At 63.3% G+C, this 16,489-nt stretch carries 17 protein-coding genes; 10 read left to right on the top strand and 7 right to left on the bottom strand.

The features are described 5' to 3' along the window. Positions 1–100 precede the first annotated feature (100 nt). The 3 genes from EOB80_RS13710 to EOB80_RS13700 all read left to right on the top strand — a co-directional run bounded on the left by EOB80_RS13710 (position 101) and on the right by EOB80_RS13700 (position 2,669). Positions 101–862, top strand: a complete 762-nt coding sequence (locus EOB80_RS13710) for a GGDEF domain-containing protein (RefSeq protein WP_127269432.1) — start codon at positions 101–103, stop codon at positions 860–862. Positions 863–1,056: 194 nt separating this feature from the next. Next, positions 1,057–1,233, top strand: coding sequence for a hypothetical protein (locus EOB80_RS13705; RefSeq protein WP_127269433.1), 177 nt, complete (start codon positions 1,057–1,059; stop codon positions 1,231–1,233). Next, on the top strand, positions 1,230–2,669 hold the full coding sequence (locus EOB80_RS13700; RefSeq protein WP_127328135.1) for a GMC family oxidoreductase: 1,440 nt from the start codon (positions 1,230–1,232) through the stop codon (positions 2,667–2,669). The genes EOB80_RS13705 and EOB80_RS13700 overlap by 4 nt, the downstream gene beginning before the upstream one ends. 10 nt (positions 2,670–2,679) lie before the next feature. Here the strand turns inward: EOB80_RS13700 and phhA are convergent, their stop codons facing one another. Further along, positions 2,680–3,516, bottom strand: a complete 837-nt coding sequence (phhA, locus tag EOB80_RS13695) for a phenylalanine 4-monooxygenase (protein ID WP_127328133.1) — start codon at positions 3,514–3,516, stop codon at positions 2,680–2,682. A 140-nt stretch (positions 3,517–3,656) separates the two neighbouring features. Between phhA and EOB80_RS13690 the strand changes: the two genes are divergently transcribed. Together EOB80_RS13690 and bchE are read left to right on the top strand one after the other, a co-directional pair. After that, positions 3,657–4,133 carry an Lrp/AsnC family transcriptional regulator gene (locus EOB80_RS13690; protein WP_127328131.1) on the top strand — a complete coding sequence of 159 codons (477 nt, stop codon included), beginning with the start codon at positions 3,657–3,659 and terminating at the stop codon, positions 4,131–4,133. Between the two features lie 115 nt (positions 4,134–4,248). Next, positions 4,249–5,817, top strand: coding sequence for a magnesium-protoporphyrin IX monomethyl ester anaerobic oxidative cyclase (bchE, locus tag EOB80_RS13685; RefSeq protein WP_127328129.1), 1,569 nt, complete (start codon positions 4,249–4,251; stop codon positions 5,815–5,817). Between the two features lie 8 nt (positions 5,818–5,825). Here the strand turns inward: bchE and argB are convergent, their stop codons facing one another. Both argB and EOB80_RS13675 read right to left on the bottom strand, forming a co-directional pair. Further along, positions 5,826–6,719, bottom strand: coding sequence for an acetylglutamate kinase (gene argB, locus EOB80_RS13680; protein WP_127328127.1), 894 nt, complete (start codon positions 6,717–6,719; stop codon positions 5,826–5,828). A 159-nt stretch (positions 6,720–6,878) separates the two neighbouring features. Further along, entirely contained in the window at positions 6,879–8,378 is a 1,500-nt protein-coding gene (locus EOB80_RS13675; RefSeq protein ID WP_127328125.1) for an amidase, read from the bottom strand. A gap of 151 nt (positions 8,379–8,529) precedes the next feature. Here EOB80_RS13675 and EOB80_RS13670 point away from each other — a divergent pair, with 151 nt between their 5' ends. From EOB80_RS13670 to msrB, 4 genes are all read left to right on the top strand, one after another. Further along, positions 8,530–9,069 (top strand): sigma-70 family RNA polymerase sigma factor, encoded by a 540-nt coding sequence (locus EOB80_RS13670; protein WP_127267227.1) that lies wholly within the window; start codon positions 8,530–8,532, stop codon positions 9,067–9,069. After that, on the top strand, positions 9,066–9,794 hold the full coding sequence (locus tag EOB80_RS13665) for an anti-sigma factor (protein WP_127328123.1): 729 nt from the start codon (positions 9,066–9,068) through the stop codon (positions 9,792–9,794). The genes EOB80_RS13670 and EOB80_RS13665 overlap by 4 nt, the downstream gene beginning before the upstream one ends. Positions 9,795–10,018: 224 nt before the next feature. Further along, positions 10,019–10,576: a fasciclin domain-containing protein gene (locus tag EOB80_RS13660; RefSeq protein WP_027040113.1), complete on the top strand. Its 558-nt coding sequence runs from the start codon at positions 10,019–10,021 to the stop codon at positions 10,574–10,576. 212 nt (positions 10,577–10,788) lie between these two features. Beyond that, on the top strand, positions 10,789–11,292 hold the full coding sequence (msrB, locus tag EOB80_RS13655; RefSeq protein WP_127267220.1) for a peptide-methionine (R)-S-oxide reductase MsrB: 504 nt from the start codon (positions 10,789–10,791) through the stop codon (positions 11,290–11,292). Between the two features lie 176 nt (positions 11,293–11,468). Here msrB and EOB80_RS13650 read toward each other — a convergent pair whose 3' ends face one another. Further along, on the bottom strand, positions 11,469–13,067 hold the full coding sequence (locus EOB80_RS13650) for a DHA2 family efflux MFS transporter permease subunit (protein WP_127267221.1): 1,599 nt from the start codon (positions 13,065–13,067) through the stop codon (positions 11,469–11,471). A 22-nt stretch (positions 13,068–13,089) separates the two neighbouring features. Continuing rightward, entirely contained in the window at positions 13,090–14,289 is a 1,200-nt protein-coding gene (locus EOB80_RS13645; RefSeq protein ID WP_127328121.1) for an HlyD family secretion protein, read from the bottom strand. A gap of 131 nt (positions 14,290–14,420) precedes the next feature. On the opposite strand from EOB80_RS13645, the gene EOB80_RS13640 reads away from it, so the two are divergent. Continuing rightward, a complete protein-coding gene (locus EOB80_RS13640) occupies positions 14,421–15,155 on the top strand; it encodes a TetR/AcrR family transcriptional regulator (protein WP_127328119.1) in 735 nt (244 codons plus the stop codon). A 23-nt stretch (positions 15,156–15,178) separates the two neighbouring features. Here the strand turns inward: EOB80_RS13640 and yihA are convergent, their stop codons facing one another. Together yihA and EOB80_RS13630 are read right to left on the bottom strand one after the other, a co-directional pair. After that, the gene (gene yihA, locus EOB80_RS13635; protein ID WP_024502094.1) at positions 15,179–15,838 is read right to left on the bottom strand and encodes a ribosome biogenesis GTP-binding protein YihA/YsxC; all 660 of its coding nucleotides are present in this window, start codon (positions 15,836–15,838) and stop codon (positions 15,179–15,181) included. Continuing rightward, a complete protein-coding gene (locus EOB80_RS13630; protein WP_164762607.1) occupies positions 15,835–16,473 on the bottom strand; it encodes a CatB-related O-acetyltransferase in 639 nt (212 codons plus the stop codon). The genes yihA and EOB80_RS13630 overlap by 4 nt, the downstream gene beginning before the upstream one ends. Positions 16,474–16,489: the final 16 nt, after the last annotated feature.

Here is a 16,489-nt window from a genome sequence, read left to right as displayed (position 1 = left end):
TTGAGGTTGCGTAAATCGCCTCACGATTCAAATTTTAGGCATCTGGGAAAGGTGGCCTTTAGGGCTTGCTGGCAGAGAGGCAGTCTTGTGGGAGCAAGCGATGAACAGCATAATTCTGAGATCCGCCGCCGTTGCTTTCGCCTCAGTCGCGGCCTCTCTCCTGCTGACCCTGATCATCGTTCCGGCCATGGGATTTCCGGTCAACCGCACGATCTGGCTGACCTCCACCCTCTGTCCGCTGGTGCTGGCGTGGGCTGCCAGCGCAAGCACTTTCTGGCAAAGCGACAGGCTGAAAAACGCGCATCGCGATCTCGCCCGAGCCCATGCCCAGCTCGCCGCCGCGCATCGCCGCCTGGCGGAAAAGGCGAGCCGCGACGACATGACCGGCATGCTCAACCGGGAAAGTTTCTTTGCCGCGCTCGACGGTTCGCGCCGCAAGTCCGATCGCGGCGCGCTGCTGATCATCGATGCCGACCACTTCAAGACCATTAACGACAATTTTGGCCACCTGACAGGTGATGACGCGCTGCTTTTGATCGCCAGCGCGATCCAGCGCGGCGTGCGCAGCGGCGATGTGCTCGGCCGCATCGGCGGCGAGGAGTTCGGCGCCTTCCTGATCGGCGCCACCGAGCAGGAGGCCAAGCGCGTCGCCGAGCGAATTCGCCGCGAAGTGGAGCTGATCCGCTTCCGGCCCGTCGACGAGCGGACCATTCCGCTCACGGTCAGCATCGGCGGCACTGTCTGCGGCGAGGAAGCCAGTGTGTCGGAGCTGATGCGCGCCGCCGACCGGCGCCTCTACCAGGCCAAGCACCAGGGCCGTAACCTGACGATCATCGACACCGGCATTTCCGAGGCGGCGTGATCCGATCTGCAGCAACCGGCCTGTTAAGAAAATTCTAACCCTGTTTGCACTCGGTTGTACCGCTTAGCCGGGTTTTCACTGCTTTGCGGCCAGACTTGGCACGATACTGGCTTCCACGGTGATGCATGTGTCGTTCCGGGAATTGCCGTTCTGGGAACGCCATGCAGTGCCGAAGCCCAGCCGAGAGACCAGCCATGAGTTTCATCATCAAGAAAATGTCACGCCGCGCGCTCGTGCAGGCGTTGATCGCATTGCCTGCCCTGTCTTTGTTCCGCAAGTTGCCTGATGCCGATGCAGCCGATCCTGAGCCCAACCCGAACGAGATCGTCGAGGTCAATGGCTGGATTCTGAGGCGGAGCGACCTGGCATGATCTTCGACAGCTACGAGGCGTATCGCGCCGCGAACTTCACCCCAAAAGTGTGCATCCTAGGCTCCGGTCCGGCCGGCACGACCATTGCCCGCAAGCTTGGCGCGGCCGGCATTCCGGTGGTGGTGATGGAGGCCGGTCCGCGCGAATTCAGCGACGAGTCGCAGGACTTTTACCGTGGCAGCACGGTCGGCGATTTTTATTTCGATCTCGACATAACCCGGCTGCGGTTGATGGGCGGCAGTTCCAACCACTGGGCCGGCTGGTGCCGCGTGCTCGACAAGCAGGATTTCGAGCCGAAGGCCTGGGTACCCGATACGGGCTGGCCGATCCGCCGCACCGACATCGAACCCTATCTGCCGGAAGTGCGCGACATTCTCGACCTTCCGGCCCTCCGGCCAGATGTGCCGATCTCGGACGACATTCACTGGGTGCAGCTGATCAAGAGCCCGGCCGTGCGCTTCGCCGAGAAGTTCGGCGATGAACTCGACAAGGCCAAGAACATCGCGGTGGTGCTCAACACTTGTGCCACCGAACTTTCCGGCGACGGCAAACGTGTGACGGGCGCCAGACTGTGGTCGAACGGGCAGGATGCCGGCTCCTTCAGTGCCGACTATTTCATCGTCTGCACCGGCGGGCTGGAGAATTCGCGGCTGCTTCTGTGGTCGAACCAGCGTTCGAACGGCGGCGTCGTGCCGAATGCGACGGCGCTTGGCCGCTACTGGATGGAGCATCCGACCTTCGAGGGCGGCAACGCGATCCTGGCCGACTACAACGCGTTCGAGGTCGACGCCGTCAATGAGGCCTTCTTCTCGCCGGCCCTTGCCGCCATGGAGCGGCTGCAGATCATGAATTTCGGCATCCGGCTGATCGAGACGCCGTATCCCGGCGTCAAGAGCCTTATCGCCGACCTCGCCTGCACGGCACCCGACATGGCCGAGTGGATGTCCTCCAAGCTCAGTCAGAGACTGCGCTGCGCCGCCCAGCTCTACGTCGCCTGGGAACAGGCGCCGCTGGCCTCCAACCAGATCGAGTTGTCGAAGACCGATGTCGACCATGCCGGCGTGCCACGCATCGAATTGCACTGGAAGAAATCGGAAATGGAGCGCCGCACCCTGCTCGAAGGGCTCAGACTGTTCGGCATGACGCTGATCGAGAAGAATCTCGGCCGCGTGCGTATTGCCGACTGGATCAGCAATGGTCAGGATTATCCGACCAACGACGAGACGGCGGGCCATCATCACATGGGCGGCACGCGCATGGGCACCGACGTCAGCAAGAGCGTGGTCGACGCCAACTGCAAGGTGCACGGCATGGACAATCTCTATGTCGGCGGCTCCTCGGTGTTCTGCACGTCGGGCCAATGCAACCCGACGACGACGATCACCGCGCTGGCCTGCCGGCTGGGCGAGCATCTGAGCAAGGTGGTCACCGCCTGACGGTTCTGCACTATAACGTCGCCGGGTCGAGCGCCGGCTGGTCCTTGCGTCGGGCGACGATCGCCGCGAAATCGGCGGTCTGGAAGGCATCGCGCAAGGCGTCGAAGGACGGCAGCACGAAATAGGCGCGCTGGAACTTGTCGATCTCGTAGCCGGTGCGCATCACCGTTTCGAGGTCGAAGGGCACGTGGTGGGCGTCATTGCCTTCGACCGCGAACTGCAGCTCGGTAAACGACGACATCAGGCCGGCGCCAAAGGCCTTTAGCGGCTGGCCGGCCTCCTGCATCAAGCCGTATTCGGCCGTGTACCAGTAGAGCCTGGAAATCATCTCGTCGCCGCCCAGCGCGATGATGTCGCCGGCCTTCTCGCCATACATCTGCATGAAGTCGGCGAACACCGGTTGCGACAGCGCCGGCACGTGGCCGAAGAAATCATGGAACATGTCGGGCTCGACAATGTAGTCGAGCTCCTGCCTCGTCCGCAGCCAGTTGGTGACCGGGAAGCGGCGATCGGCGAGATGATCGAAAAACGGGGCCGCGGGAATGAGACCGGGCACCGCGACGATCTCCCAGCCGGTCAATTTGCGCAGCTTGGCGCTGACCTCGTCGAAATCGGGAATACGGTCGAGCAGGCCAAGTTTTTCGACGCCGTCGAGATAGGAATGGTGGGCGAGCTTGCGCGTCAATTTGGTCTGGCGGTCGCACAGCGTGCGCCACACCGCCTGCTCTTCTTCGCTGTAATCATAACCCTGCGACACGGTGAAATCGGCACGGCAGACCGAATAGTCGCCGCGCAATCCTTGCGCCGCGCAGTCGCGGGCATATTCGGCAACGCTCATCGTCGTCATGGTTTTTCTCCTCGCAAATCATCAATGGCTGACGTGCCGAAAAGGCTACCCGGATTTGCCGAGGCAAATCGGTTTTGATGATGGCTCGAACGGAATATTCGAGATAACATCCACTCACAAAACCCTCTAGTGGAGTGAAAATGCCTCAGTTCGACGATTTCGAGATCAAGATGCTCGATATCCTGCAGCGCGACGGGCGCAAGCCGGTTTCCGAACTGGCGCAAGAGATCGGCCTGTCGACGACGCCGTGCGCGCGGCGCTTCGAGGCGCTGCAGGAGGCCGGCATCATCAAGGGTTTTGCCGCGGTGATCAGCCGCCGCGCGGTCGGCCTGATGGTCGAGGTGTTCATCCAGGTGCGCCTGGTCAGCCACAGCGACGGCTCGCCCGAAAGCTTCATCGCCGCCGTGCAGCGCATGGACGAGGTGTCCTCGTGCTGGACGATGACTGGCGACCATGACTTTCTGCTGCATGTCATGGTGCCGTCGGTCGACGAACTCAACGCCTTCGTTATGCACCGGCTGATGCGGCTCGACGGCGTGCGCGACGTCCACACGCAGTTGGTGCTGCAGAACATCAAGGGGCCGGGCCATGTGCCGCTCGGGCATCTCAGGCGATGACAATGCCTCTCTTCGCACTCCTTGGGGAAAAGCTGCACGCAAACTGCTGAAACGGGCCAAGCGCGTGTCCACATCGCCGGCCAGCTTGCGCGGACCAACCGCCCAGAGGTCCGCCATGAAAATCGTCCTGATCAATCCGCCGCACACCGCCATCGGCAGCCGCGTGCCCGACGATCATTTGCCGCCGCTCGGCCTGCTGGCGATCGGCGGGCCGCTGATCGATGCCGGCCATCAGGTGCGCCTCGTCGACGCCGAGTTTGGGCCTATGCCGCTGGATGACGTCGTACGCAACGCACTGGAGGACCACCCCGACTTCGTCCTGATCGGCCATTCCGGCTCGACCTCGGCGCACCCGACCGCCTTGCTGATTGCTGAGCAGATCAAGCAGCGGGAGCCGGCGACCATCATCATCTATGGCGGCGTTTTCCCGACCTATCATTGGCGCGACATCCTGGCCGCCACCGATGCCTTCGACTTCATCGTGCGCGGCGAGGGCGAGGCGACCGTCGTGGCGCTGGTCGAGGCGCTGGAAATGCGCCAGCCGCCGGCGAGCGTGGCCGGCATTGCCTATCGCGACGATCTCGGCCGTCCCGTCGCCACACAGGCGGCCATGACCATTGCCGACCTCGACGCCTACCGCGTCGGCTGGGAGCTGATCGACCATACCAGTTACAGCTACTGGGGCGGCAAGCGCGCCGTGGTCATGCAGTTTTCGCGCGGCTGCCCGCATCTGTGCAACTATTGCGGCCAGCGCGGCTTCTGGACCCGCTGGCGGCATCGCGATCCGGTGAAATTCGCCAGGGAGATCGCCTGGCTGCACCGCGAGCACGGCATCGAACTGATCAATCTCGCCGACGAGAATCCGACGGTCTCGAAGAAGGCCTGGCGTGCCTTCCTCGACGCCCTTATCGCCGAGAACGTGCCGGTGCTGATCGTCGGTTCGACCCGTGCCGACGACATCGTGCGCGATGCCGACATCCTGCATCTCTACCGCAAGGCCGGTGTCATCCGCTGGCTGCTCGGCATGGAAAACACCGACGAGCAGACGCTGCAATTGATCCGCAAGGGCGGCAGCATCTCATCCGACCGCGAGGCGATAAGGCTGCTGCGCCTCAACGGCATCCTGTCGATGGCGACCTGGGTGGCCGGCTTCGAGGACGAAGGGTTCCGCGATCTGTGGCGCGGCTTTCGCCAGCTCATCGCCTATGACCCCGACCAGATCCAGGCGCTCTATGTGACGCCGCATCGCTGGACGCCGTTCTTCCGCATCGCGCGGGATCGCAAGGTGATCCAGCAGGATGCGCGCTTGTGGGATTACAAGCACCAGGTGCTGCAGATGACGCGGCTGAAACCCTGGATGCTGTTCTTCAGCGTCAAGCTGATCGAGCTGGCGGTGCAATCACGGCCGAAGGCGCTGGCCCGCATCCTGTTACACAAGGATCCCGAGCAGCGGCATTCGATGCGCTGGTACACACAGATGGGCCGCCGCGTCTGGTTCCGCGAGGTCTGGGGTTTTCTGGTCCGCGACGTCAGGGTGAAAGACGGCCCGACGCTGGCTGAATTCTGGGGCGCGCCGCAGGACGCCGAGGAGGAATCGATGACGGTTTCACGGCCGGCCAGAAAGCCCGCCATTCCCATCATCGGCAATATTGAAGATTCCGAGGCGAAAAAGTTAGCCGGCTGACGAGCCCATCAAGGCACGATCAGCGTGCCGGCACCGTGCTCGGTGAACAGTTCCAACAGCACGGCATGCGGCGTCTTGCCGTTGAGGATGACGACGCCTTCGACACCGCGTTCGATCGCTTCGATGCAGGTCTCCACCTTGGGGATCATGCCGCCCGAGACCGTGCCGTCCTTGATCAGCGCCTTGGCCTCGGCCACGGTCAGTTCGTCGATCAGCTTCTTGTTCTTGTCGAGCACACCAGGCACGTCGGTGAGGAACAGCAGGCGCGTCGCCTGGCAGGCGCCGGCAATGGCGCCGGCGAAGGGGTCGGCATTGATGTTGTAGGTGTGGCCGTCGCGGCCTGGCGCCACCGGCGCCAGCACCGGGATCATTTCGGAGCGTGCCAGAAGATCGAGCAAGGTGCGGTCGACCTCGACCGGCTCGCCGACGAAGCCGAGATCGAGCACGCGCTCGATGTTGGAGTCCGGGTCGATCATGGTCTTGCGGGCCTTTTCGGCGAACACCATGTTGCCGTCCTTGCCGCAGAGACCGATCGCCCATTCGCCCTCGGCATTGATCAGCGCGACGATCTCCTTGTTGATCGAACCGGCCAGCACCATTTCGACGATCTCGACCGTCTTCTGGTCGGTGACGCGCAGGCCGCCCTCGAACTTGGATTCGATGCCCATCTTGGCCAGCATGGCGCCGATCTGCGGGCCGCCGCCATGGACGACGATCGGGTTGACGCCGGACTGCTTGAGCAGCGCGATGTCGCGCGCGAAGGCCTTGCCAAGCTCGATGTCGCCCATGGCATGGCCGCCATATTTCACCACGACCGTCTTGTGTTCGTAGCGCTGCATGTAGGGCAGCGCCCGCGACAACAGGGCTGCCTGCATTTCGGCGGTGGCGGTTATTTCCGTCATCGGCTTGGTTCCCGGCTTTTTATTTTAAGCACGTCGCTGTCCCAAAACCGCTGGACACTTTTGGGCGACATGCATCAGGTAAGGACGGCGGCGTCTTAGCGGGAATTGGCGCCGCCCGCAAATGGCTTTGCTGTCATATTCAAGCGCTTCACGACCTCGTCATCGTGTCGGCACCATCAGCGGCGCCCTGCGGTCCAGCCAACCCGAGATCTTCTCCATCTGCGCGGCGAGCGACAAAAGCGTCTCCTCGTCGCCCGGACGGCCGGCCGCCTGGACGCCGAGCGGCATGCCGGCGTCAGTGACATGGACCGGCAGCGCGATCGACGGCTGGCCGCTGACATTCTGGATCGCCGGCCAATGGGTGAACCAGAGGCTCTTGTCCATCAGTTGGCCGAAGAATGGCTTCAGCTTCAGCAAGGGAGTGAGGTGAAGCTTGTCGAGCAGGTTTTCGATGAACTCGTCGGCGCCTTTCGGATCCATGGCGCCGCAGGCGAGCGGCGGGTGGGCAATGACCGGCATCAGCACGGCGTCGTACTGCACGGTCTCCGAAATCAGCTGCCGCGAGGCGGCATGCAGCCGCTGCAGGTCGGCATAGGTCTCGCCGGCCGACACCATTTCGCCGAAGCGGGCGAGCACCCGCGTCGCCCGCTCGATGTCGCCGGTAACTGAACGGCCGACACGCAGCGCTTCGGCCCGCATCGTGCCGGCGACTGCGGAGGCAACCGTCCTGCAGAAATCGGCGAAGAACTCGCGGCCGATAAAGGGTAGGTCGATCTCCTTGACCGTGTGGCCGCCCTCGCGGGCAAGCGCCATCGCCGTGTCGAGCGCCTTGAGCGTCTCGTCCGAGATCGGCAGGCCAAGCGGGGATTTGCGGTACACGGCCAGGCTGAGCTTGCCGGGATCGCGCGCGGCAGCGGCCGCGAACGTGCCCTTCGGCGGCGGCGCGGCATAGGGCGACAGAGGATCGGACCCATGGGTGAGGTCGAGCAGCAGCGCGCAATCACGCACCGAACGGGTGAGCGCATGGTCGACGACCATGCCGTACCAGCTTTCGCTCACCAGCGGCGTCAGCGGGGTGCGGCCGCGCGACGTCTTCAGGCCGACAAGCCCGGTGCAGGCGGCAGGCACGCGGATCGAGCCGCCGCCATCGGAGGCATGCGCCACCGGCACGACGCCGGCGGCGACCAGTGCAGCCGCACCACCCGACGAGCCGCCGCTGGTGTGACCGGTGTTCCACGGATTGCGGGTGATGCCGAAGGCCCTGGATTCGGTCATCAATCGAAGCCCGTGCTCCGGCGATGTCGAGGTGACGATCGGGATAAGTCCGGCAGCGATGTAGCGGTCGGTCAGCACCGAATTGACATCGGCCAGCCATGCCGGAATGCGGCTGCCGCCATGCGTCGGCACGCCCCTGATGGCGATGCCGAGATCCTTGATGGCGAAGGGAACACCGGCCAGCGGCAGCGAGGGGTCGACGGTCTTGGCGCGGGCCCGCGCGGCATCGTAGAGCGGTTCGGCCGTGGCATTGATGTCGGGACGGGTGGCCTCGGCGCGGGCAATCGCGGCGTCGGTCAGCTCGACGGCCGAAACCTCGCCCTTGCGGACCAGATCGGCGAGGCCCGCGGCATCTTCTTCCCAAAGGATCCGTTCGACCGACATGCGCGCTCCCCCATCACTGAGGGCAAGCTAGCCAGTGGCGATTCCATTGGCAATCGGTCGACGGACCCGGCTGGCGACACACAAAAGCTTAGGCGTGCACAAGGTTATTTCCGCCGTTGCAAATACATTGCAATCGCCTAACTTGCCGCAGATGACGCCGCAGGACATCACCAAGCTGATCGTCCGGACTTCGATGAAGGATCGGGCCGCGTTCGATCTGCTTTACCGGCAGACCAGCGCGAAACTTTTTGGCGTCTGTCTTCGTGTATTGAACGACCGGGGAGATGCGGAAGAAGCGCTACAGGAAGTCTTCGTCAAGATATGGACGAAGGCGGATCGTTTTGCCGTCTCCGATCTAAGCCCGATCTCCTGGCTGGTGGCAATTGCGCGTAATCATGCGATCGATCGCATACGAGCGCGGCGCAGGCCTGCCGCCGACATCGATGCCGCGCTCGACGTGGCCGATCCGGCGCCGGGGCCTGAAGCGATGGCGGTGGCGGGCGACGAATCCGAACGTATCCACCATTGTCTCGATGAGTTGGAGAAGGACCGGGCAGCCGCCGTCCGGGGCGCCTATCTCAAGGGCGAGAGCTATGCCGAACTGGCGGAGCGCCATGGCGTGCCGCTGAACACGATGCGTACATGGCTGCGCCGCAGCCTGTTGAAACTCAGAGAATGTCTGGAAAGATGACGCTGGCAGAAGACACAGGACCGGAACGTGGAGGCGACGACCTGCTCGCCGCCGAATACGTTCTCGGCGTGCTCGATGCCGACGAACGCCAGATCGTCGCCCGCCGCATCGATGCGGATACGGTTTTTGCTCGTCTTGTCGAGGGATGGGAGGTCAGTCTCTCGCCGCTGGCCGCCGCCTACCCGAAAATCGAGCCGCCGGTTTCGGTGAAGGCCTCGGTCGACCGCCGGCTGTTCGCGAACGCTGCCGCCGTGACCACGCCCGCCGAATCGCGCGGCGGCCTGTGGTCCAGCCTCGCTTTCTGGCGCGGCCTTGCCGCGGCTGCGGTTGCGGCACTGGCGATTTACATCCTCGTGCCCACTCTCAACCCACCGGTCGAGCAGCCGCAAGCGCGCCTCGTCGCTTCGCTGGCCGCCGAAGGCAGCGACGTCAGATACCTCGCCGTCTATGATGCCGCGCATCACGAAGTCGGCCTGTCGCATGTCTCCGGTGAGCGTGCTTCCGGCAAGGACTTCGAGCTGTGGATGATCGAGGGCAAGAACCCGCCGGTCTCGATGGGCGTCATTCCGACCGGTGCTACGGCGCACATCGTCGTCTCGCCGGCGGCCCAGCAGAAGCTTGCCCAGGGCGCGGTGCTTGCCGTCAGCCTTGAGCCGTCAGGCGGTTCGCCGACCGGACAGCCGACCGGACCGGTGGTCGCCGCCGGCGACTTGAAGAGCATCTGACCGGCTCTTGGCGTCGCCAGACTCAAAATAGAGTACCTGAAGTGTATCTCCCACCTTCCACGCCCGTAGACAGCATGGTAGCCGGCAAGCCGTTGCGTGGCAAAATCTCTTCGGCATCCCGGGCAAAATAAAAAATAAGAATATTTCTGAAACTCCCGCACTTCTGTTCCGTATCTCCTCGCGTCCCCAAAAATGGGAAGAGAAAACCCGAGGAGTTTGACATCATGCGCAGATACGCCACCCTTTTGCTCGCCGGTACGATCGCCGTTTCGGCCCTTGCCACCGCCGCCTATGCCGAAAACCCGATGGTTGGCGGCGCCGCGATGTATGCTAACAAAAACATCGTCGAGAACGCCGTGAACTCGAAGGACCACACCACGCTGGTCGCCGCCGTGAAGGCCGCCGGCCTTGTCGAAACGCTGCAGGGCGCCGGTCCGTTCACCGTGTTCGCTCCGACCAACGAAGCCTTCGCGGCTCTTCCGGCCGGGACGGTCGAGACGCTGCTCAAGCCTGAAAACAAGGACAAGCTCACCAAGATCCTGACCTGCCATGTCATCGGCGCCAAGGCGATGGGGGCGGATGTCGCCGCGATGGCCAAGGCTGACGGCGGCGCCCACAAGGTCAAGACGGTCGGCGGCTGCGAGCTGTCGCTCAAGGCCGACGGCGGCAAGGTCACCGTCACCGACGAGAACGGCAATGTCGCCAATGTGACGATCGCCGATGTCGAACAGTCCAATGGCGTCATCCACGTCATCGACAAGGTTCTTTTGCCGAAGATGTAACAAGGGGATTGCTGCCGGCGAACTGGCAGCAAGGGCCCTCCGTCGATTGCACGATCCCGCTCCCGTGATCCGCAATTGACCCGCGCACTCCGCGCCGCCCATATTCGGATGTGGGAGGGCGCGGAGTGTTCGTTCGAGGGGGCTACCGTCACCGGCTTTTGATTTCCGCGCGGCGGTATAGTTTGGCAAAAGGACATCAGGAGGAACCGGTCATGAACCGTCGCGACTTTCTTTTGAGCGGTGCCGCCGCCATCGGCGTCGTCGGGGCCGCAGCAACGATGCTGCGCATGGGCGATCCGCAGGCAGCACAGGCCGCCGAAAAATTCGAAGTCACCAAGACCGACGCCGAGTGGAAAGCCATCCTGTCGCCGGCCGCCTTCGACGTGCTGCGCAAGGAAGGCACGGAGTATCCCGGCACCAGCCCGCTGCTCAACGAACACCGTAAGGGCATCTTCGCCTGTGCCGGCTGCGACCTGCCGGTCTATTCGTCGGAGACGAAATTCGATTCCGGCACCGGCTGGCCGAGCTTCTGGCAAGAGATCCCCAAGGCTATCGGCACGACCGTGGACCGCTCGCTCGGCATGACGCGCACCGAGGCGCATTGCCGCCGCTGCGGCGGCCATCTCGGCCACGTCTTCGACGACGGTCCGGCGCCGACCGGCCTGCGCCACTGCATCAACGGCGTCGCGCTGACCTTCAAGCCCGCCACAGCCTGACAAATTCCAACTGGATATGAAAAACTCCGGGCTTGCGGCCCGGAGTTTTTTGCGCGGTCAGAGCTTTTTCGGGCGTGGACTGGAGGAGCTTCCCGAAACAGCTGCCCACGTATCTCTGTCTTGTCGCAATTCCTGACGGAAAACCGCCTTACACTTTTCCTGGAATTGCTCCGGTATCAGTGGCCGCCGCCACCACCTCCACCCGCCGCCGCGGCCGGCTTGCGGATCAACATGGTGAACAGGCCAAGCGTCGCAAACAGCACCGTCAGCATGAAGAACACATCCATGAAGGACAGCAGCGCCGCCTGCTGCTGGACCATGCCCGACAGCTTGGAGATGGCGGCACTTGTCGCGTCCAGGCCGGGGGTTTGCTCGAAATTGAGCGTCATGTTCTGCAGCTTGGTCTGCGCGGCTTCACTGCCCCATTGCACATGCTCGGAGAGCCTTGCGTAGTGGAAGGCATTGCGGTCGATCAGCACGGTGTTGATCAGTGCGAGGCCAACCGCACCGCCAAGGTTGCGGGTGAGATTGAACAGGCCGGACGCATTCTTCAGCCGCTCGGGCGGCAAGGTGCCGAGCGCGATGTTGTTGATCGGCACCATGCACAGCATCATCGAACAGCCGCGCAGGATCTGCGGGATGAGCAGCTCGTTGAAATCCCAGTCGGCGGTCAGATGCGTCATCCACCAGGTGCCGGTGGCGAAGCCGAAGAAGCCGATCATCATCATCAGCCGCGGGTCCATCTTGTTCGACAGGATGCCCGAGATCGGCGCGGTGAAGAACATGGCCAGGCCGCTGACGAACAGCGCCTCGCCGATCATCATCGAATCGTAGCCGCGGATGCGCCCGAGATACACCGGGTAGAGATAGGTCAGGCCGTAAAGGCCGATGCCGATGACGAAGGAGAACAGCGAGCCGAAGGCGAAGTTGATGTTGGTGAAGGCCTTCAGGTCGACGATCGGCTCCTCGGCGGTGAACACCCGCCAGAAGAACAGCACCGCGCCGATGGTCATGACAATGGCGCAGATGAAGACGCCCTGGTCCTGCAGCCAGTCATTGTTGGGGCCTTCCTCGAGCACATATTCCATGCAGCCCAGGAAAGCCGCCATGCCGGCGAGGCCCCACCAGTCGAACTTGCTGAACAGCTTGAGGTTGGGCTTATCGAAGTCGATCAGCGTCCAGGCCGCCGCTGTCACCAGGATGCCGGGCACGACATTGACCAGGAACAGCCAGTGCCAGGACATAGCATGGCTGATATAGCCGCCGACAGTCGGGCCGATGGTCGGCGCCAACGTCGCCACCAGGCCGATCATCGGCGAGACGAAGGCGCGGCGCGAGGGCGGGAAGATGGTGAAGGCAGCGGCGAAGACGCTCGGTATCATGCCGCCGCCGATGAAGCCCTGGACGGCGCGGTAGACAATCATCTGGTCGATGTTGGTGGCAGTCGCCGCCAGCGCACTGGCCGCGGTGAAGCCCGCCGCCGAGATCGTGAACAGCACCCGCGTCGACAGCATCCGGCTGAGGAAGCCCGACAGCGGGATCATCACCACTTCGGCGATCAGATAGGCGGTCTGCACCCACGGGATTTCGTCGGAGCTGGCGCTCAGGCCGGCCTGGATTTCCGACAGCGAGGCGGAAACGATCTGGATGTCGAGGATGGCCATGAACATGCCGAACACCATCGCCAGGAAGGCGATGACGCGCCGCGTCGAAATGGTGTCAGGCACAGCCGGCCTCGCCGGCGGTGCTCCTGCTGTCAGGGTTGCGGTTGCCATGGCATTGCTCCCCGGCAGCCGCTCAGTTCGACGCTGCCGCTGATGCCGACCCGGATGGGGCGGTACGGCTGTCGACGTCGACGATGACGCTCAGGCCGGCGCGCAGTTTGCCGCTCTTCAGGACATCTGCCGGCACATCGATACGGACCGGAACGCGCTGCACGACCTTGGTGAAGTTGCCGGTGGCGTTTTCGGGCGGCAGCAGCGAGAACACGGCACCCGAAGCCGGCGCCAGCGACGAGACGGTTCCCTCGAAGTCCTGGCCGTCGGTCGCATCGACCGAGATCTTCACCTTCTCTCCGGGCACCAGCCGGGCAAGCTGCGTCTCCTTGAAGTTGGCGACGATGTAGAGCTTGTCCATCGGCACGATGACGGCGAGCTTCTGGCCGGGGCTGACAAGGTCGCCCTGTTCGACCGAGCGGTTGCCGACGATGCCGTCATAAGGCGCCTTGAGCACGGTGAAGGAAAGATCGCGCAGCGCCTTGTCATGGCTGAGCTGCAGGGACGCCAGCGTGCTCGCCGATTCCGCGCGTTGCGCCTGCAGCACGCCGATATTGGCCTGCGCGGCGGCGATCTGTGCGTCGGCGCCGACAAGGGCGGCATCGGCCTGCTGGACCGCCGTCTGGGCGTCGTCCAGCTGCGCCTGCGTGCCGACATGGGTCTTGAGCAGTTGCGAGGCGCGCGCCGCGACCTTGGCCGCATTGTCGGCGGCGGCCTGATCGGCGACCTTCTGCGCCTGCGCCTGCTGCAGCGAGGCGCGCGCTGCTTCAGTCTGGGCGTCGATACGGTCGAGCGTCTTGCTCAAGGTGGCGATCTGCGCCTCGGCCTGGGCGACGGCAATCTTGTAATCGCCGTCATCGACGACGAGCAGCGGATCGCCGGCCTTGACCTGCTGGTTCTCGCTGACCTTGACCTGATCGACATAGCCGGAAATCTTGGGCGAGATGAACGCCATGTCGGCTTGGACATAGGCATCGTCCGTGGAGATCATGAAGCGGCCCGTGGTCCAGTAGTCGTAACCATACCAGGCGCCGGCGCCCAGCAAAGCGGCGCCGATGACCGGCAGCAGGAAGGAACGCACCGAACGCTTCTTCTTGGCCGAAGCCTCTGCCGGTGGCGACGAGACAGGCTGGACAGGCACTTCCGGGGCTTCCGTCGCCGGCGCAACCTTGGCGTTGGGAAAGGGACGGACTTCGGCAGTGGTCGGCGCGTTCGAGGACATGACATCTCTCTAAAGTTATAATATAATACTGAACCGTTCGGTTCGATCCGGCCGTTGACATAGCGCGTAAACAGGACCATATCAAGGGCAATCGAACCGCTTGGTTCGAATTATTTCGAGGTGTGACTTTCATGGCCGAGACCCCGCCCAATGTCGAAAACGAGTCGTGCGACGACCTGTTGGAAAGCATGCGTCGTGGCCGCCCGGCCGCGGGGCAGGATCCGGTCAAGCGCAGCCAGATCATCGACGGCGCCCGTCGTGTCTTCATCGACAAGGGCTTCGAAGCCGCCTCGATGAACGACATCACCCGCGAGGCCGGTGTCTCCAAGGGTACGATCTACGTCTATTTCGCCAACAAGGAAGAGCTGTTCGAAGCGCTGATCGAGGAAGAGCGCGGCACCATCTTCAAGAACATGTATGACGTGCTGGACAATGCCGACAACCTGCGCGAGACGCTGGTGAAGTTCGGCAAGGTGCTGGCCCTCAAGATCACGTCGGCCAAGGTGATCCAGGCGCAGCGCACGGTGATCGGTGCATCCGACCGGATACCCGACATGGGCGCGCGGTTTTACGAGCGCGGTCCCAAGCGTGGCCACGACAAGGTCGCGGCCTTTCTCAATGCCGCCATCGAGCGCGACCTGCTGCGCATCGACGATGTCGATCTTGCCGCCTATCAGTTCACCGAACTGTGCCTGGCCGGTCTGTTCCGCCAGTGCATCTTCGCCTATCGCACGAAAGCCCCGACCCAGGACGAGATCGACCGCATCGTCAGGTCAGGCGTCAGCATGTTCCTCAAGGCATACGGCACCGAAAGGCTTGTGGCGGAAGAAGGCCACCAGACGATTGCTATCGAGGCCAAGCCGTAGGCCATGCTCTAAGCTGTGGATGCTTAGCCGCCATTGGCGGCAAGCACGATGGCCGCCTGCAATTCTTGGAGGCCCTCGGCCTTTTCAGAAGAGGTGGCCAGCACGAACGGGAACGCCGCCGGCCGCTTCTTGATCTTTGCCAGCGTCTCCTCGATCAGCCTCGGCACGCCGGCAGTCTTGATCTTGTCGGTCTTGGTCAGCACGATCTGGTAGGACACCGCCGCCTTGTCGAGCAGCGACAGCACTTCGTCGTCCTTGGCCTTGATGCCGTGGCGGGCGTCGATCAGCACATAGACGCGCTTCAGCGTGACGCGGCCCTTGAGATAGTCGAAGACCAGCTTGGTCCACTCGTCGACCTTCTCCTTCGGCGCGGTGGCATAGCCATAGCCGGGCATGTCGACCAGCGCCAAGGGCGGCAGGTCGGCGCCCTCACCCGAAAATCCGTCCGGCACGAAATAGTTGAGCTCCTGCGTGCGCCCCGGCGTGTTGGAGGTGCGCGCCAGCCCCTTCTGGTTGACCAGCGCGTTGATCAGCGACGACTTGCCGACATTCGAGCGGCCGGCAAAGGCGATTTCCGGCGGCCCTTCCGGCGGCAGGAATTTCATGGCCGGCACGCCGCGGATGAAGATCCACCCCCGCGTAAACAGTTCGGTGCCGATTATGCTGCTGTTCAGAGCGTTCAAGCTGCTGCCTCCAGAAGAGAAATATCGGCGCCCCGGATAGCATCGAGGTTGCGACTGACCTTGTCCACCGGCCAGTCCCACCATGCCACCGCCAGCAGCCGCCTGATTGTCCGGTTGTCGAAACGCATCTTCACCACCTTGGCCGCGTTGCCGGCGACGATCGCATAGGGCGGCACGTCGTGCGTCACCACCGATTTCGCGGCGATGATGGCGCCGTGGCCGATTTCCACCCCGGGCAAGATCACCGCCTCCATGCCGATCCAGACGTCGCTGCCGACAATGGTGTCGCCGCGCACTTCCTTCGACCACGTCGCCGGGTCAAAACCCTTTTCCCAGCCATGGCCAAAGATATTGAACGGATAGGTCGAAAAGCCGGACATAGCATGGTTGGCGCCGTTCATGATGAAGCGCGCGCCCTCGGCGATGGCGCAGAACCGACCGATGATCAGCTTGTCGCCGATGAAGGGATAGTGGTGCAGCACGCATTTCTCGGCGAATTTATCCGGCCCGTCGGGGTCGTCATAATAGGTGAAGTCGCCGATCTCGATGTTCGGCGCATTCACCAGTCCCTTGAGGAAGCCGACGCGGGTATGCATCGGGATCGGGTGCTTGATGTCTGGGTTGGGTCCGTCCATGTCGAAATCCGTCAGA

The sequence above is a fragment of the Mesorhizobium sp. M7A.F.Ca.MR.245.00.0.0 genome (assembly GCF_003997415.1).
Classification (GTDB): domain Bacteria; phylum Pseudomonadota; class Alphaproteobacteria; order Rhizobiales; family Rhizobiaceae; genus Mesorhizobium.
The sequence above is the reverse complement of the archived record's forward strand: the minus strand, read 5'-3'. Positions and strand labels throughout refer to the sequence as shown.

Bases quoted from the DNA above. Each gene is read 5' to 3' on its own strand.
- EOB80_RS13710 (WP_127269432.1), top strand. From the start codon at position 101: ATGAACAGCATAATTCTGAGATCCGCCGCCGTTGCTTTCGCCTCAGTC.
- EOB80_RS13705 (WP_127269433.1), top strand. From the start codon at position 1,057: ATGAGTTTCATCATCAAGAAAATGTCACGCCGCGCGCTCGTGCAGGCG.
- EOB80_RS13700 (WP_127328135.1), top strand. From the start codon at position 1,230: ATGATCTTCGACAGCTACGAGGCGTATCGCGCCGCGAACTTCACCCCA.
- phhA (WP_127328133.1), bottom strand. From the start codon at position 3,516: ATGACGACGATGAGCGTTGCCGAATATGCCCGCGACTGCGCGGCGCAA.
- EOB80_RS13690 (WP_127328131.1), top strand. From the start codon at position 3,657: ATGCCTCAGTTCGACGATTTCGAGATCAAGATGCTCGATATCCTGCAG.
- bchE (WP_127328129.1), top strand. From the start codon at position 4,249: ATGAAAATCGTCCTGATCAATCCGCCGCACACCGCCATCGGCAGCCGC.
- argB (WP_127328127.1), bottom strand. From the start codon at position 6,719: ATGACGGAAATAACCGCCACCGCCGAAATGCAGGCAGCCCTGTTGTCG.
- EOB80_RS13675 (WP_127328125.1), bottom strand. From the start codon at position 8,378: ATGTCGGTCGAACGGATCCTTTGGGAAGAAGATGCCGCGGGCCTCGCC.
- EOB80_RS13670 (WP_127267227.1), top strand. From the start codon at position 8,530: ATGACGCCGCAGGACATCACCAAGCTGATCGTCCGGACTTCGATGAAG.
- EOB80_RS13665 (WP_127328123.1), top strand. From the start codon at position 9,066: ATGACGCTGGCAGAAGACACAGGACCGGAACGTGGAGGCGACGACCTG.
- EOB80_RS13660 (WP_027040113.1), top strand. From the start codon at position 10,019: ATGCGCAGATACGCCACCCTTTTGCTCGCCGGTACGATCGCCGTTTCG.
- msrB (WP_127267220.1), top strand. From the start codon at position 10,789: ATGAACCGTCGCGACTTTCTTTTGAGCGGTGCCGCCGCCATCGGCGTC.
- EOB80_RS13650 (WP_127267221.1), bottom strand. From the start codon at position 13,067: ATGGCAACCGCAACCCTGACAGCAGGAGCACCGCCGGCGAGGCCGGCT.
- EOB80_RS13645 (WP_127328121.1), bottom strand. From the start codon at position 14,289: ATGTCCTCGAACGCGCCGACCACTGCCGAAGTCCGTCCCTTTCCCAAC.
- EOB80_RS13640 (WP_127328119.1), top strand. From the start codon at position 14,421: ATGGCCGAGACCCCGCCCAATGTCGAAAACGAGTCGTGCGACGACCTG.
- EOB80_RS13630 (WP_164762607.1), bottom strand. From the start codon at position 16,473: ATGGACGGACCCAACCCAGACATCAAGCACCCGATCCCGATGCATACC.